This window comes from Pseudomonas spirodelae (genome assembly GCF_034653255.1).
In the GTDB taxonomy this organism is placed as follows: Bacteria; Pseudomonadota; Gammaproteobacteria; order Pseudomonadales; family Pseudomonadaceae; genus Aquipseudomonas; species Aquipseudomonas spirodelae.
The window spans coordinates 1-15,420 of the sequence record NZ_JAYEET010000058.1 but is presented as its reverse complement, the minus strand read 5'-3'; the positions used below and the strand labels follow the sequence as shown (position 1 = coordinate 15,420).

Here is a 15,420-nt window from a genome sequence, read left to right as displayed (position 1 = left end):
TCAATGCTTAGGTATCGGGTGCGGCGCACCAGCGTTAATCGTCGAGGCGCTCTTCCAGCTGGCGAACCTCGTGAGAGAGCTTGTCGAGAAACTGCATGCGGCGCATCAGGCGCTCGGCCTCTTCACGCCGCGAGGCATCGTCCCAACAAACGGCAAAACTTTCATTCAGCTCATCCTGAGCCACTTTCAACCGCCGTTTGAATTGCGCAACCCCAGCCAGGTCTGCACTGCCATGCAGATCTTCCAGCTCTTCGCGCCACTGCATCTGCTGCAACAGGAAGCTCGGGTCTTGTACGGTCACTTCCAGCGGCAATTCAGGCCCACTCAGCGCGAGTAGGTAGCGCGCGCGCTGCGGCGGATTTTTCAGCGTTCGATAGGCTTCGTTAAGGCTGGCAGACTGCTCCAGCGCCACGCGCTGTTCGCGCTCGGAAGCATCGGCGAAACGGTCCGGATGGACATGCCGCGCCAGCTCGCGATAGCGGCTGGCCAGCAACTCAAGATCCAAACGAAAACCAGGCTTTAGATCAAACAACGCAAAGTGACAAGGAGTACCCACGGGCGCCTCAGATGTTGAAGCTTTCGCCGCAGCCACATTCGCCGCGCACGTTGGGGTTATTGAACTTGAAGCCTTCGTTCAACCCTTCTTTAACGAAGTCGAGCTCTGTGCCATCGAGATAAACCAAGCTTTTTGGGTCGATGATCACCTTGACCCCAAAGCTCTCGAACACCTGATCTTCGCTAGCAGTCTCATCGACAAACTCCAGCACATAGGCCAAGCCTGAGCAGCCCGTGGTGCGAACAGCCAAACGGATGCCCTCACCCTTGCCACGCCCATCAAGCGAACGACGCACATGCTGAGCCGCTGCTTCGGTCATGCTGATAGCCATCGACAAACCTCCTTAGAGCAAGCCTTTCTTCTGCTTGTAGTCGCGCACGGCTGCCTTGATGGCATCTTCCGCGAGGACCGAGCAGTGAATTTTCACCGGAGGCAGGGCCAATTCTTCAGCCAGCTGGGTGTTCTTGATGGTTTCCGCTTCGTCCAGGGTCTTGCCCTTCATCCACTCAGTGGCGAGGGAGCTGGAGGCAATGGCCGAACCGCAGCCATAGGTCTTGAACTTGGCGTCTTCAATGACGCCCTGCTCGTTAACCTTGATCTGCAAACGCATCACGTCACCGCAAGCCGGCGCGCCGACCATGCCGGTGCCTACGCTTGGGTCTTCTGCGTCCATCTTGCCGACGTTGCGCGGGTTCTCGTAGTGGTCAATGACCTTTTCACTGTAAGCCATGCTGGTATTCCTTCCTCATCAGAGAGTCGCTCTTGCTCGGCGACTACTTAGTGCGCCGCCCACTCGATCTTGGAGATGTCGACACCGTCTTTGTACATATCCCACAGCGGCGACAATTCGCGCAGCTTGGTGACCGCCTCACAAACCTTCTGCGCGGCGTAATCGACCTCTTCCTCAGTGGTGAAGCGGCCGAAGGTAAAGCGAATGGAACTGTGCGCCAGCTCGTCATTACGGCCCAGGGCTCGCAATACGTAGGACGGTTCCAGGGAAGCCGAGGTGCAGGCCGAGCCGGACGAAACCGCCAGATCCTTAAGCGCCATGATCAGCGACTCGCCCTCAACATAGTTGAAGCTGAGGTTGAGGTTGTGTGGCACACGAGCGGTCATGCTGCCGTTGATATACAGCTCTTCAAGACCATCAACCTGTTTAAAGAAGCGATCACGCAAAGCCAGAATGCGCTGGTTTTCCTGAGCCATTTCTTGCTTGGCAATCTGGAAAGCCTCGCCCATACCCACACACTGGTGGGTTGCCAGGGTGCCGGAGCGCATGCCGCGCTCGTGACCACCGCCATGGGTCTGGGCTTCCAGACGCACGCGCGGCTTACGGCACACGTACAGCGCACCAACGCCCTTAGGACCATAGGTTTTGTGTGCAGAGAACGACATCAGATCGACTTTCAACGACTGCAGATCGACTGCTACCTTGCCGGTGGACTGCGCCGCGTCGACATGGAAGAACACACCACGCGAACGGGTCAACTCACCAATCGCAGCAATGTCGTTGATGGTGCCGATCTCGTTATTCACGTGCATGGCCGACACCAGAATAGTGTCATCACGCAACTCAGCCTCGATCATAGCCGGAGTAATCAGACCGTCTTCACCCGGCTCGATGTAAGTGACCTCAAAGCCTTCACGCTCAAGCTGACGCATCGTGTCGAGCACCGCTTTGTGCTCGATCTTCGAGGTGATCAGGTGCCTGCCTTTACTCTTGTAGAAGTCGGCAATGCCTTTGATCGCCAAGTTGTTGGATTCGGTAGCACCGGAGGTCCAAACAATCTCGCGCGGGTCAGCATTGACCAGATCAGCCACCTGACGACGGGCATTCTCTACCGCTTCTTCAGCCTTCCAGCCGAACACGTGGGAGCGCGACGCTGGGTTGCCGAAGTTACCGTCAACCAGCAGGCATTCGCTCATTTTTTGCGCAACACGCGGATCAACCGGCGTGGTGGCGGAATAATCGAGGTAAATCGGCAACTTCATCAATTCTCTCCTAATCAGGTATCAGGCCAGCTAGCCAGCGCCTAGCGCTCAATCGACGGCGGACGTTTCAATCTTATCTAAGTAAGGCGTACTGCCATTGCAACGGCGCTGATCCTGGCGCTGGGCAACTTCCTGTACTTCACGACGGGTCACCAAGTCAGCGAGACTGATGCCACTGAGAAATTCATGTATCTGCTGGCTAAGGTCACACCACAGATGGTGGGTTAGACAGGTATCACCCGCATGGCAATCGCCTTGCCCCTGACAGCGCGTGGCATCGACGGACTCATTGACCGCATCGATCACCTCAGCCACCTGAATGCCCTGCATACCGCGTGACAACTGATAACCGCCGCCCGGCCCGCGCACACTGGAAACCAGGTTGCCGCGACGCAGCTTTGCAAACAGCTGCTCCAAGTAAGACAGGGAAATGCCCTGCCGCTCGGAAATATCAGCCAGGGACACCGGCCCGCTCTGCGCATGCAGCGCCAGATCAAGCATGGCGGTGACGGCATAACGGCCTTTGGTTGTTAGTCGCATGAGGGTTACCGCGTGGTCGCAATATGCAGCGATTATGCAATTCCCGAGTATTTAAGTCAACTATAAGACCTAGCACTCTTGTCGGGATTAAGCCGCATGAGGGGCGCGCAGTTTAGCAAAAAAGCGCACCCCTGCGCCATCAAGCCGCAGGCTTGTCTGCGTCCTTGACCACACTCTCGAAATCCTCATTGCGCAGCTCAGGAAAACCCTTGGAGCAGTAATCACTACCCAGGGACTTGAGCGCGCCACACATTCCTTCTAACTGCCCATCGACCGCATGCAGGTGATCAAGCAACTGACCGATAGCGCGCGCAATCGGGTCAGGCATATCCTGGCCCACACCATAAGCATCAAAGCCCAGCTTCTCTGCAATCGCCTTGCGCTTGGCCTCCTGCTCATCATCCGCCTTGACGATAATTCGCCCCGGAATACCAACCGCCGTCGCACCCGCCGGCACTTCTTTGGTTACCACGGCATTAGAACCAATCTTGGCCCCCGCGCCGACGGTGAACGGCCCTAACACCTTGGCCCCAGCACCGACCACCACACCATCCTCCAGCGTCGGATGGCGCTTACCCTTATTCCAACTGGTGCCGCCCAACGTCACCCCCTGATAAAGAGTGACGTCATTGCCGATTTCGGCAGTCTCACCAATGACAATGCCCATGCCGTGATCGATAAAGAAGCGCCGACCGATCTTCGCACCCGGATGGATCTCGATGCCGGTCATCCAGCGCCCGAAGTTCGACACCACGCGCGCCAACCACTTCCAGCCACTACCCCACAGCGCGTGCGCCACGCGATGCAGCCAGACTGCATGCAACCCTGGATAGCAGGTGACCACCTCAAAGCCATTACGCGCCGCCGGATCACGATGAAATACGCTCTGTATATCTTCTCGCATGCGCTCAAACATCTGCTTTCTCCTGCCCAGGGTGCTCGCCACGCGCCGCCTTGATGGTTTCCGTCAAGATGCCGCGCAAGATATTCATTTCCAGCTTGCTGACCTCGCTACGCCCATACAAACGGCGCAGGCGACTCATCAAATGTCGCGGCTTGGACGGGTCGAGAAACTTAATCTCAACCAGCGCCTGCTCAAGATGGGTGTAAAACGATTCCAGCTCATCCGCCGTGACCGGCAGCGAACTCTGTATGGCCGTAGCCTCCAGCTTTAGCGTTTTAGTCGGCTGATTTTGCGCCGCCAACCAGGCCATCCGCACTTCATAGGCCAACACTTGCACCGCCGCAGCCAGATTCAGCGAGCTGAATTCAGGATCAGAAGGTATGTGCACGTGAAAGTGACAGCGCTGCAGCTCATCATTGGTCAGCCCGGCATACTCACGCCCAAACACCAACGCCACCTGCGCACCTTGCTGCGCCTGCTCGCACGCCGCCACGCCACACTCACGCGGATCCAGCAGTGGCCACGGGATACGCCGATCACGCGCGCTGGTACCGAGCACCAAACTGCAACCCACCAGCGCTTCTTCCAGCGTACCCACCACCTGCGCCGCATCGAGCACATCGCTTGCGCCCGAAGCCCTGGCCACCGCATCGGCGCTCGGGAAATCCTGCGGATCAACCAGCACCAACTGCGACAGCCCCATGTTTTTCATGGCCCGCGCCGCGCCGCCGATATTGCCTGGGTGACTGGTGTTGACCAAAACAACGCGAATATTTTCTAGCAACGCAAACGCTCACAGACAAGGCTTAGAGAGGCAAATCTTACAGAAGCAACCCACCTTACGCCACGCAAGGCTCAGGTTGTACTTCAACCGCCCGGCTTTTCTGCTAGAATGGCCGGCTTTCTTTAACGACCCAGGTGAACATCCATGCAGCCCATGCTGAATATAGCGCTGCGCGCAGCCCGTAGCGCCGGCGAAATGATTTTCCGCTCGACCGAACGCTTGGACGTCATCTCGGTCGACGAGAAAGAAGCCAAGGATTACGTGACCGAGCTTAATCGCTCCGCCGAGCAGCTGATCATCCAGGCACTGCGCAAGGCCTACCCGACTCACGGCATCTTCGGCAAGGAAAGCGGCCTGAGCGCAGGCAGCGGTGAAGGCGCCGACTATGTGTGGATCATCGACGCACTGGATGGCAGCGCTAATTTTATCCGCGGCATTCCGCACTACGCGGTCAGCATCGCGTGCAAATACCGTGGCCGCCTTGAACACGCAGTGGTCATAGACCCCGTACGCCAAGAAGAATTCACCACCAGCCGCGGCCGTGGCGCTGCCCTCAACGGCCGCCGCATGCGCGTTGGCAATCGCAAGGGCCTGGAAGGCGCACTGCTCGGCACCGGCTTCCCGTTCCGCGATAACCAGATGGACAACCTCGAGAACTACATCGGCATGTTCCGCAGCTTGGTTGGCCAGGCTGCCGGCCTACGCCACGGCGGGGCAGCAAGCCTGGACTTGGCCTACGTTGCCACGGGTCGCTTTGATGCATTCTGGGAGTTTGGCCTGTCCGAGTGGGACATGGCCGCCGGTGCCCTGCTGATTCAAGAAGCAGGCGGCCTGGTCAGCGATTTCAGCGGCAGCCACGAATTCCTTGAAAAAGGCCAAATCGTTGCCGGTAACACAAAGTGCTTCAAAGCAGTCCTGACGGCCATTCAGCCGCACCTGTCAGCTTCACTGAAGCGCTAACAGCCCAGGCAATAAAAAAGCTCCCTAGGGCGCTTTTTTATTGCCTGGGAATTTACTCCACCAGCACTAACTGACCATCACGCACCGGGATCCGCTGACCCGGATCATTGGCCATACGCACCTGACTGATCTTACCGTCCAGTTCGTATTTAACGTCATAGCCCACCAGTTTCTCACTGGTGTCAGTGACCGTATTACAGCGCGTTTCAGTGGTGGTGTAGGTGTCGTTTTCCTGCATATTGCCCTGCACCTTATTACCGGCATAACCACCACCTACCGCACCGGCGACCGTTGCCAACTTCTTGCCATTACCTCCGCCCACCTGATTACCCAGCAAGCCACCAACCACAGCACCAATCGCCGTACCGGCAATTTTGTGCTGATCCTTGACCGCTGCCTGACGGGTAACCGTCACGTCTTTACACACTTCACGCGGGGTTTTAATGGTTTGGTTTACCGGCTTCACTGCCAGCACTTCCGCATATTTTGGCGCAGTAACGACGTTATAAGTGGCCACCGCTCCGCCCGCCGTTACACCCACTGCACCTAACACGGCGCCGACCAACAAAGACTTATTCATACAAACCTCCTAAACCGCTGCCTAGCGCGCAATGCGCCTTAATCCTTGCCTTGGAGCATAAAAAAGCCGGGCAAGTTCAACACCCGCCCGGCCCATTCAAACTTTTGCGATGAAACCCACAGATTCAGGGGCGCTCATCGACCTCTTCTTCCACCACCGGCGGAATCAGGTCATCGACCGTCAGATCGAGCCATACCAGCACCACGTTAGCGATATAGACCGACGAGTAAGTACCCGCCGCCACACCGACAAACAGCGCTACCGAGAAGGCGAACAGGTTGTCGCCAGCAAACAGCAGCAGCGCACCGATGGCCAGCAAGGTTGAGATGGACGTCGCCATGGTACGCAGCAGGGTCTGCGTGGTGGAGATGTTGATGTTCTCAATCAACGTCGCCTTGCGCAGCACCCGGAAGTTCTCGCGCACCCGGTCGAACACCACAATGGTGTCGTTCAGCGAGTAGCCAATGATCGCCAACAGAGCCGCCAGCACAGTCAGGTCGAAGGTAATCTGGAAGAACGACAGGACACCAAGGGTGACAATCACGTCGTGAACCAGCGAGATAATCGCTGCCACACCGAACTTCCACTGAAAGCGGAAGGCCAGATAGAGCATCACCCCACCCAACGCCAACAACAGGCCAAGACCGCCCTGATCGCGCAGCTCTTCACCGACCTGCGGACCGACGAACTCAACCTTCTTCACCTCAAGCTGTTCACCGGCCTGACGCAGCGCCGTGGCCACGTTGTTACCCAGCTCAGGATTATTGCCCTGCATGCGCACCACTACATCGGTGGTGGCACCAAAGCTCTGCACCACAGCATCGGCATAGCCGGCACCGGCCAGCTGCTCACGAATCTTACCGAGGTCGGCCGGCTGCTCGTAACTCAACTCGATTTGCGTACCACCAGTAAAGTCCAAGCCAAGGTTCAGGCCTTTGGTAAACAGACTCGCCAGTGACAGCAGCGTCAGGACCACGGTGAGGGCGAACGCAATATTGCGCACCCCCATGAAGTTGATCGTACGTTTCATCACAGCCCCTTAAATCCACAACTTCTTAAAGTCACGCCCGCCGCACGTCAGGTTGACCATGCAACGCGTGACCAGAATGGCGGTAAACATCGATGTGATGATGCCCAGCGACAAGGTCACCGCGAAGCCTTTAACCGGCCCCGTGCCCATGGCAAACAGAATGCCGCCGACCAACAGCGTGGTCAGGTTGGCATCGACAATCGCCGAGTACGCCCGGTCAAAGCCTTCATGGATAGCGCGCTGGATCGACATGCCATTGGCAATTTCCTCACGAATACGCGAGAAGATCAGCACGTTGGCGTCCACCGCCATACCCATGGTCAGCACGATACCGGCAATACCTGGCAGGGTTAGCGTGGCGCTGAGCAACGACATCAGCGCCAGCAACAGCACCATGTTCAGGCCCAGCGCAATAGTCGCCAACACCCCAAAAGCGCGGTAGATGGCAATGATAAACAGCGAAACAAACAGCATTGCCCACAGCGACGCATTCACGCCCTTGGTAATGTTGTCAGCACCCAGGCTCGGGCCAATGGTGCGCTCTTCTGCGAAGTACATCGGCGCAGCCAGGCCGCCAGCACGCAGCAGCAGGGCCAATTCAGAAGACTCGCCCTGACCATCCAGACCAGTGATGCGGAACTGGCTACCCAGCGGCGACTGAATAGTAGCCAGGCTGATGATTCTCTTCTCTTCAACGAAGGTCTGCAGCTCGACTTCTTTCTCGACGCCATCGACCACCTGACGCACGTAGCGCGTCACCGGCTTCTGCTCGATAAAGATCACCGCCATGCTGCGCCCGACGTTGTTGCGAGTCGCGCGATTCATCAGGTCACCACCGCGACCATCCAGACGGATGTTTACCTGCGGGCTGCCATTCTCATCGAAACTGGCCTGCGCATCGGTGACCTGGTCACCCGTGATGATCAGATCACGCTCCAGCAACGCTGGTGGACGACCCTCCTGACGGAATTCAAAACTTTCAGTTGCCGCCCTGGCAGCATCCGGCTCGGCGGCCAGACGGAATTCCAGGTTGGCGGTTTTGCCGAGAATACGTTTGGCTTCAGCGGTATCCTGCACACCCGGCAGCTCAACCACGATGCGGTTGGCACCCTGACGCTGAACCAGTGGCTCAGCCACACCCAGCTCATTGACCCGGTTACGCACCGTGGTCAGGTTCTGCTTGATCGAGTATTCGCGAATTTCGACCAGCTTGGCCTGAGTTAGCGACAAACGCAGCACCTGCAGCTCACTACGCTGCACAGTGGTCATATCAAAATCGTTAAAGTCTTTGCGAATCAGCTGCTGAGCTTTCTCCAGCGCCGCTTCATCGACAAAACCCAGCTGAATGGCGCCATTGAGCTCAGGCAGGCTGCGATAACGCACACGCTCTTTACGCAGCAGGCTCTTGACCTCGCCCTCATAAACCTTGCGGCGCGCATCCAGGGCTTTATCCATGTCGACTTCCATCAGAAAGTGCACACCACCGGACAAGTCCAAGCCGAGCTTCATCGGGCTACCGCCCAGGTTACGCAGCCAATCCGGCGTGGTCTGCGCCAGGTTCAAGGCCACCACAAATTCATCGCTCAACGCTTTACGCACCAGCTCTTTGGCGGGCAGTTGATCTTCAGCACTGTTCAAACGCAGCAAACCAGCACGACCCTGATTCGCCACACTGACTGCTTTTACACTGATACCTGCCGCTTCCAGCGCACGCTTAGCACGCTCTAGGTCGGCCTGCTCGACGCGCATGGCGGAGCTGTTGCCACTGATCTGGATCGCCGGATCATCCGGGTACAAATTGGGCGCAGAATAAAGAAAGCCGATTGCCAGCACAGCCAGAATCAGCAGGTACTTCCAGAGGGGAAATTTGTTGAGCATGACGCCGCCCGTTATGACGCGGGGCGCATTAAGCGCCCCGTCGAATGGTAAAGGTGTGTGGCTTAGATCGCTTTCAGCGTGCCTTTAGGCAGCGAAGCGGCAATCGCCACTTTCTGAATCTTCAGCTCGACGGTGTCGGATACTTCGATTACCACGAAGTCATCGGAAACCTTCGACACCTTGCCAGCGATACCGCCGCTGGTAACCACTTCGTCGCCTTTCTGCAGGCCACTGATCAGCCCTTTGTGCTCTTTCGCACGCTTGGCCTGTGGACGCCAGATCATCAGATAGAAGATGACCAGAAAGCCGACCAGAAACACCCACTCAAAACCACTACCAGCAGGACCGGCAGCCGGTGCGGCACCTTCAGCGAACGCAGCGGGGATAAAAAAGCTCATATAACACTCCTGTTAAAAGGTCTTTAAAAGGTTGGGAAATCAGTCCAGAGGCGGCGTTGGTAGCCCGCGCTTGGCATAGAAGGCATCGACAAAGGCGGCCAATGTACCCTGTTGAATAGCCTCGCGCAAACCAGCCATAAGCACCTGATAATGCCGCAAGTTATGGATTGTATTGAGCATACTACCCAGCATTTCGCCGCACTTATCCAGGTGATGCAGATAGGCGCGGGAGAAATGTTTGCAGGTGTAACAATCGCAAGTCGGATCCAGCGGCGAATTGTCCTGCTTATGGAAGGCATTGCGGATTTTCAGCACGCCCGTATCAACAAACAGGTGGCCGTTGCGCGCGTTACGGGTCGGCATCACGCAGTCGAACATGTCCACACCGCGGCGCACGCCTTCGACCAGATCTTCTGGTTTGCCAACGCCCATCAGGTAGCGCGGCTTATCAGCTGGCAACTGCGCAGGCAGGTAATCCAAGACTTTGATCATCTCGTCTTTTGGCTCACCGACTGACAACCCGCCAATCGCATAACCGTCAAAGCCGATCTGCTCTAACCCCTCTAGAGAAACCTTACGCAGCTCTTCATGCATACCGCCCTGAACGATGCCAAACAACGCTGCAGTATTCTCGCCATGGGCCTCTTTCGAGCGCTTGGCCCAACGCAAGGACAACTCCATCGACTTTTTGGCCACGTCAAATTCGGCCGGATACGGCGTGCACTCATCGAAAATCATCACGATGTCGGAGCCCAGATCGCGCTGTACCTGCATCGATTCTTCCGGCCCCATAAACACCTTGGCACCATCGACCGGCGAAGCGAAGTACACGCCCTCCTCCTTGATCTTGCGCATGGCGCCGAGGCTGAACACCTGGAAGCCGCCGGAGTCGGTGAGGATCGGCCCTTGCCACTGCATAAAGTCATGCAGGTCGCCGTGCTGCTTGATCACTTCCGTGCCAGGGCGCAACCACAGGTGGAAGGTATTGCCGAGGATGATCTGCGCGCCAATCGCCTCGATATCACGCGGCAGCATGCCCTTGACCGTGCCATAGGTGCCCACCGGCATAAACGCAGGGGTCTCCACCACGCCACGCGGGAAGGTCAGCCGGCCACGACGCGCCTTGCCCTCGGTCGCCAATAATTCGAAAGACATGCGGCACGTGCGCGTCATAACTGTTCCTCTGGCCCGCGCGGTGCGGGGTTGCGGGTGATAAACATGGCATCACCGTAACTGAAAAAACGATACTTGCCGGCAATCGCTGCCTGATAAGCCGCCATGGTTTCCGGGTAACCGGCAAACGCCGACACCAGCATCAGCAGGGTCGACTCCGGCAAATGGAAGTTGGTCACCAGCGCGTCGACCACATGCAGCGGCCGGCCTGGGTAGATAAAAATATCGGTATCGCCACTGAAGGCCTTAAGCACGCCATCGCGCGCCGCGCTTTCCAGTGAGCGCACGCTGGTGGTGCCGACAGCAATTACTCGCCCACCGCGCGCCCGACAAGCCGCCACAGCATCAACCACATCCTGGCCGACCTCCAGCCACTCGGTGTGCATATGGTGGTCTTCGATGCGCTCAACCCGCACCGGCTGAAACGTCCCCGCCCCTACGTGCAGCGTGACAAAGGCGCGCTCAACGCCCTTCTCGGCAATCGCCGCCAACAGCGCCTGATCAAAATGCAGCCCTGCGGTCGGCGCAGCCACGGCACCGGCACGGTCGGCATACACCGTCTGATAACGCTCACGGTCAGCCTGCTCATCCGGGCGATCGATATAAGGCGGCAACGGCATATGCCCGACCCGCTCCAGCAGCGGCAGCACTTCTTCGCTGAAACGCAGCTCGAACAAGGCATCGTGACGGGCAACCATTTCAGCCTCGCCACCACCATCAATCAGAATGGTCGAACCGGGCTTGGGCGACTTGCTCGAACGCACATGGGCCAGCACACGATGGCTGTCCAGCACCCGCTCGACCAGGACTTCCAGCTTGCCGCCCGAAGCCTTCTGCCCGAACAGCCGCGCCGGAATCACCCGCGTGTTGTTAAACACCATCAAATCGCCGGGACGAAGATAATCCAGCAGGTCGCTGAACTGTTTGTGCGCCAACTCACCCGTCGGCCCATCGAGCACTAGCAAGCGGCTGGCGCGGCGTTCAGCAAGAGGATGGCGGGCAATCAGAGCGTCTGGCAGCTCAAAACTGAAGTCGGCAACACGCATGGCTAGAGAGGGTCATCTTGAAGGGCGGCAAAGCTTACCGGAAATCGCACATTCTGAACACGCAATGCATTGACCAATGCAAATACCATCTCTATACTCCGCCGCCATTGTGCCCCGGTGGCGGAACCGGTAGACGCGGCGGATTCAAAATCCGTTTTCGAAAGAAGTGGGAGTTCGAGTCTCCCCCGGGGCACCATACAAACATCTCAGGACGTACCGAAACGACCTGAAACCCTAGAGAACCGGCCACTTGAGCCGGTTTTTTGTTGCCCGCAGTTCCCTACCGTTACCTTGTAAGCCCACTGGATTGTGAGTAGATTTGTGAGTAGATCGAGTTTGGTCGATAAATCTACTCACACCTGAGCCGCCAAACGCCGCCCGGCATGGCTCACACGGGGGCACCATGCCGCTGACCGATTCCGCAATCAAAACAGCCAAGCCCAAGGACAAGCTGTATCGCTTAGCCGACAGCAACGGCCTGTGCTTAGAGGTCGCCCCAACCGGCTCCAAGCTGTGGCGCTACCGCTACCGCTTCAACGGCAAAGCTAAAATGCTTTCCTTGGGTGCCTACCCTGCCGTGCCTTTGGCCGCCGCCCGCCGCAAGCGTGATGACGCCCGCTTACTGCTGGACGAAGGCACCGACCCAGGCGCAGAACGCCAAGCCACTAAACAGGCGCAAGCACTTGAGGCGCAGACATTCGAGGAACTGGCGCGTGAGTGGCACGCTTACCGCTCGCCACGCTGGGCAAAGTCCACAGCCGACAAGGCCGCTGCTTACTTGGAGTCTGATTTACTGCCCGCCCTTGGCCACCGCCCCGTCAAGGCCATTACCCGCCCTGAGCTGGTAGCACTAATCCGCAAGATCGAATCACGAGGGGCGCACAACGTCGCCAAGAAAACCCGCCAATGGCTAAGTCAGATTTTCCGCTTTGGCCTGGCACAAGGGTCGGTAGAGGCAAACCCAGCAACTGACTTGGACGTGATCGCAGCTCACGCACCAGCAACGCGGCACCATCCGCACGTCACCTGTGCAGAGTTACCCGAACTGCTGAGCAAGATCGAAGCAGCCAACATCAATACCCTGACCCGCCACGCCATCCGCCTGCTGGTGCTGACGGCTGTGCGCCCTGGTGAATTGCGCGCCGCACCCTGGGCCGAGTTCGACCTTGAGGCCGCCACTTGGACGATCCCGAAAGAGCGCATGAAAGCCCGACGCGACCACTCGGTACCACTGCCACGCCAGGCCGTTGCCATCCTGCGCCAGCTTCAAGAAGTCACCGGGGGTTATGCCTTGGTATTTGCTGGGCGCAACAACACCAACCGCCCAATGAGTGAAAACACCATCAACAAGGCATTGGCTGACACCGGCTATAAAGGCCGGCAAACCGGCCACGGCTTCCGCCACCTGCTGAGCACCGAACTTAATGGGCGCGGCTACAACCGGGATTGGATCGAGCGCCAGCTTGCCCACGGCGATGACGACGAGATGCGCGACACTTACAACCACGCCGCCTACCTGGAGCAGCGCCGGGAAATGATGCAAGCGTGGGCAGATTCGATAGACGCCCTATGCGCTGGCGCTAACGTGGTGAGCATCAAGCGCAAGGCTTAACGGTTTTGGCTGGCCTATCCCGACGGGGAGAAAAGCGGACTTCCCATCCGCCTGACCAGCCGATTTATTCAACACGGGAGCGCCTGGGAGGGTGCAAGGAATGGAAAAGGTATACCGGCTGCTGGAATGGTTGAACAAAGAGCAGGCAATTGATTGGCTTCAGGATTTGACGAAAACACCAGTCACATACCTAGATATTTTACGGCTCTGCGATGCGGGGCAGTGCGCTGTCTATGTGGACGGGGCGCAGCTGACTGGGTGGCTTGAGGACTTTTCTGTTATGGATGTCAGCGGCTCTGGAATGCAAAAAACTAGAAATCCATTAGTGCTGCAATACTTCGCAGATTATTACGAGAGAGACCTAGAGTTAGCCGGATATGCGTGGGTTATCGATAAGGAGCTGAGCCCTGAAAGACTAGAGTCCGAGTGGACAGCAAGAACTTTAGTGCGCGACCAACACCCGAGGTTCAAAAGCACCGATATCCAAGCACTTGCCGCCAAGATGAATGCTCTACAAGAACAACCCAGCCCCTCAAGCCTGGAAGAACTGAAGTCACAATGGGAGCTAGAAAAGCACTCCAAAATGCTGGAAACGCGAAAGCAATTAGATGCAGAAGCACGCGAGCGATTCATAAATGATGCTGTGGCTGAGAATGAGCGACTACAGAGAACTCTTGATCAGTTAATGGGCGCGCAAGAAGCATATGAAGAAACCATACTAAACGCCGAGTCGAAAGCTGAGTATTGGGAACAGAACCATAAACTTGAACTTGAATGCAGACTAGAAACTCAGGCTGAGGCTGGCCGTCTTCAAGCAGAGTTAGGCCGACTGGAGAGTGAAGCTAAGCCATCGCACCTGCTGGCAATTGCGGGCCTTCTTGAGTTGCTCTTAGATGATAGCCGGCCCCGCTATCAGCAAGGCTCGGCGGCAGAAAGAATCGAAGCAAGGGGGTGGCGGGGAGCAAGCGTAAGCGCGCTAACCAAGCTGTTTGCCGAAGCGAGAGCTACAGCAGCAGACGCGGACAAGGTAGCCCAGGCAAAAGCTGAGGCCAGAGAAGCCGTATCAACCAAAGCTAAGAGCGTGAAGCGGTAAAAACCCACTTCGATATTTTGCAATTGCAAAAATCCGTTTTGCAGTTGCAATGACCACTTATGGGCAGCCCGAGCAGCATTGCAGCGTTGATTACCCACAACGCTTTGCAATGCCCCGGAGGGCTTACCCATGGCCGCACACGCTACCCCCACCGTAAGCGTCCAGCCAAGACACATTCCAACGCTGTATCACGCGCTGAACGGGTAGCCTGTATCACAGGCTGCACGCTTACTCTGTATCACACGCTGCACGCATAAAAATCAGTGCGAGACTATTACGGGTAGGCTGTTTGGGGTGATACACCAGTGTGGTTACTGGTGGGTTTTGGTGGCTTAGAGCCTCGTTCAACTTGCCCATATTCCGACTGCTATTTGCTGACGGAGTGACGCCCAAAAAAGTCAATGAGTAGTATCTGATCGTCACCGCCAGTCTAGCTTGCGTGACTCAGCTTGATGCCCACTGATGCGGCAGCAGTTGGCCGATCTCACTGGCTCGCTGAATCGGCAGCCGTGTCAGCACGTCTTTGAGATAGGCATACGGATCATGTCCGTTCATGCGGGCCGACTGGATCAAGCTCATGATCGCCGCTGCTCTTTTGCCGCTACGTAGCGACCCGGCAAACAACCAGTTCGAGCGCCCCAGTGCCCATGGCCGGATCTGGTTCTCGACCTGGTTGTTATCAATGGGTACGGCTCCATCTTCCAGGTAGCGCGTCAGCGCTACCCAGCGTTTGAGGCTGTAATCCAAGGCTTTTGCCGTTGCTGATCCATTGGGCACAAGATCGCGCTGGGCCAGCATCCAGTCATGCAGCGCGCCGAGTATCGGTGATGCCTTTTCTTGCCGTATTCGCCAGCGTTCTTCATCGCTCATGTCC

Annotated in this window: 17 protein-coding genes and 1 tRNA gene; 4 read left to right on the top strand and 14 right to left on the bottom strand. The window is 57.3% G+C overall.

Going from position 1 to position 15,420, the window contains the following annotated elements:
- Positions 1-34: 34 nt before the first annotated feature.
- From hscB to trmJ, 7 genes are all read right to left on the bottom strand, one after another.
- Positions 35-556 (bottom strand): co-chaperone HscB, encoded by a 522-nt coding sequence (hscB, locus tag SOP97_RS19855; RefSeq protein WP_322950563.1) that lies wholly within the window; start codon positions 554-556, stop codon positions 35-37.
- 7 nt (positions 557-563) lie between these two features.
- On the bottom strand, positions 564-887 hold the full coding sequence (gene iscA, locus SOP97_RS19850) for an iron-sulfur cluster assembly protein IscA (protein ID WP_274086969.1): 324 nt from the start codon (positions 885-887) through the stop codon (positions 564-566).
- A gap of 12 nt (positions 888-899) precedes the next feature.
- Entirely contained in the window at positions 900-1,286 is a 387-nt protein-coding gene (gene iscU / locus SOP97_RS19845) for a Fe-S cluster assembly scaffold IscU (protein ID WP_090239371.1), read from the bottom strand.
- 47 nt (positions 1,287-1,333) lie between these two features.
- A complete protein-coding gene (locus tag SOP97_RS19840) occupies positions 1,334-2,548 on the bottom strand; it encodes an IscS subfamily cysteine desulfurase (protein ID WP_322950562.1) in 1,215 nt (404 codons plus the stop codon).
- A 48-nt stretch (positions 2,549-2,596) separates the two neighbouring features.
- Positions 2,597-3,088, bottom strand: a complete 492-nt coding sequence (gene iscR, locus SOP97_RS19835) for a Fe-S cluster assembly transcriptional regulator IscR (protein ID WP_274086971.1) — start codon at positions 3,086-3,088, stop codon at positions 2,597-2,599.
- Between the two features lie 139 nt (positions 3,089-3,227).
- Positions 3,228-4,004: a serine O-acetyltransferase gene (cysE, locus tag SOP97_RS19830; protein WP_322950561.1), complete on the bottom strand. Its 777-nt coding sequence runs from the start codon at positions 4,002-4,004 to the stop codon at positions 3,228-3,230.
- Positions 3,997-4,776, bottom strand: a complete 780-nt coding sequence (gene trmJ, locus SOP97_RS19825; RefSeq protein WP_322950560.1) for a tRNA (cytosine(32)/uridine(32)-2'-O)-methyltransferase TrmJ — start codon at positions 4,774-4,776, stop codon at positions 3,997-3,999. The genes cysE and trmJ overlap by 8 nt, the downstream gene beginning before the upstream one ends.
- Before the next feature lie 144 nt (positions 4,777-4,920).
- On the opposite strand from trmJ, the gene suhB reads away from it, so the two are divergent.
- Complete coding sequence (gene suhB, locus SOP97_RS19820) at positions 4,921-5,736, top strand: type III secretion system regulator SuhB (protein ID WP_274086974.1); 816 nt, start codon at positions 4,921-4,923, stop codon at positions 5,734-5,736.
- A gap of 52 nt (positions 5,737-5,788) precedes the next feature.
- Here the strand turns inward: suhB and SOP97_RS19815 are convergent, their stop codons facing one another.
- From SOP97_RS19815 to queA, 6 genes are all read right to left on the bottom strand, one after another.
- The gene (locus SOP97_RS19815; RefSeq protein WP_322950559.1) at positions 5,789-6,316 is read right to left on the bottom strand and encodes a glycine zipper 2TM domain-containing protein; all 528 of its coding nucleotides are present in this window, start codon (positions 6,314-6,316) and stop codon (positions 5,789-5,791) included.
- Between the two features lie 124 nt (positions 6,317-6,440).
- The gene (gene secF, locus SOP97_RS19810; protein ID WP_274086976.1) at positions 6,441-7,346 is read right to left on the bottom strand and encodes a protein translocase subunit SecF; all 906 of its coding nucleotides are present in this window, start codon (positions 7,344-7,346) and stop codon (positions 6,441-6,443) included.
- 9 nt (positions 7,347-7,355) lie between these two features.
- On the bottom strand, positions 7,356-9,224 hold the full coding sequence (secD, locus tag SOP97_RS19805) for a protein translocase subunit SecD (RefSeq protein WP_322950558.1): 1,869 nt from the start codon (positions 9,222-9,224) through the stop codon (positions 7,356-7,358).
- A 62-nt stretch (positions 9,225-9,286) separates the two neighbouring features.
- Positions 9,287-9,622 carry a preprotein translocase subunit YajC gene (yajC, locus tag SOP97_RS19800; RefSeq protein ID WP_090248652.1) on the bottom strand — a complete coding sequence of 112 codons (336 nt, stop codon included), beginning with the start codon at positions 9,620-9,622 and terminating at the stop codon, positions 9,287-9,289.
- Between the two features lie 39 nt (positions 9,623-9,661).
- Positions 9,662-10,777 (bottom strand): tRNA guanosine(34) transglycosylase Tgt, encoded by a 1,116-nt coding sequence (gene tgt / locus SOP97_RS19795; protein ID WP_274087003.1) that lies wholly within the window; start codon positions 10,775-10,777, stop codon positions 9,662-9,664.
- A 14-nt stretch (positions 10,778-10,791) separates the two neighbouring features.
- Entirely contained in the window at positions 10,792-11,841 is a 1,050-nt protein-coding gene (gene queA / locus SOP97_RS19790) for a tRNA preQ1(34) S-adenosylmethionine ribosyltransferase-isomerase QueA (RefSeq protein WP_322950557.1), read from the bottom strand.
- Positions 11,842-11,952: 111 nt separating this feature from the next.
- On the opposite strand from queA, the gene SOP97_RS19785 reads away from it, so the two are divergent.
- From SOP97_RS19785 to SOP97_RS19775, 3 genes are all read left to right on the top strand, one after another.
- A tRNA-Leu gene (locus SOP97_RS19785) sits at positions 11,953-12,037 on the top strand.
- 207 nt (positions 12,038-12,244) lie between these two features.
- The gene (locus SOP97_RS19780; protein WP_322950556.1) at positions 12,245-13,453 is read left to right on the top strand and encodes a tyrosine-type recombinase/integrase; all 1,209 of its coding nucleotides are present in this window, start codon (positions 12,245-12,247) and stop codon (positions 13,451-13,453) included.
- Between the two features lie 100 nt (positions 13,454-13,553).
- The gene (locus SOP97_RS19775; protein ID WP_322950555.1) at positions 13,554-14,546 is read left to right on the top strand and encodes a hypothetical protein; all 993 of its coding nucleotides are present in this window, start codon (positions 13,554-13,556) and stop codon (positions 14,544-14,546) included.
- A gap of 444 nt (positions 14,547-14,990) precedes the next feature.
- On the opposite strand, the gene SOP97_RS19770 is transcribed toward SOP97_RS19775, so the two are convergent.
- Positions 14,991-15,420: IS66 family transposase (locus SOP97_RS19770; protein WP_322950554.1), on the bottom strand; the 430-nt coding region annotated here is incomplete at its 5' end.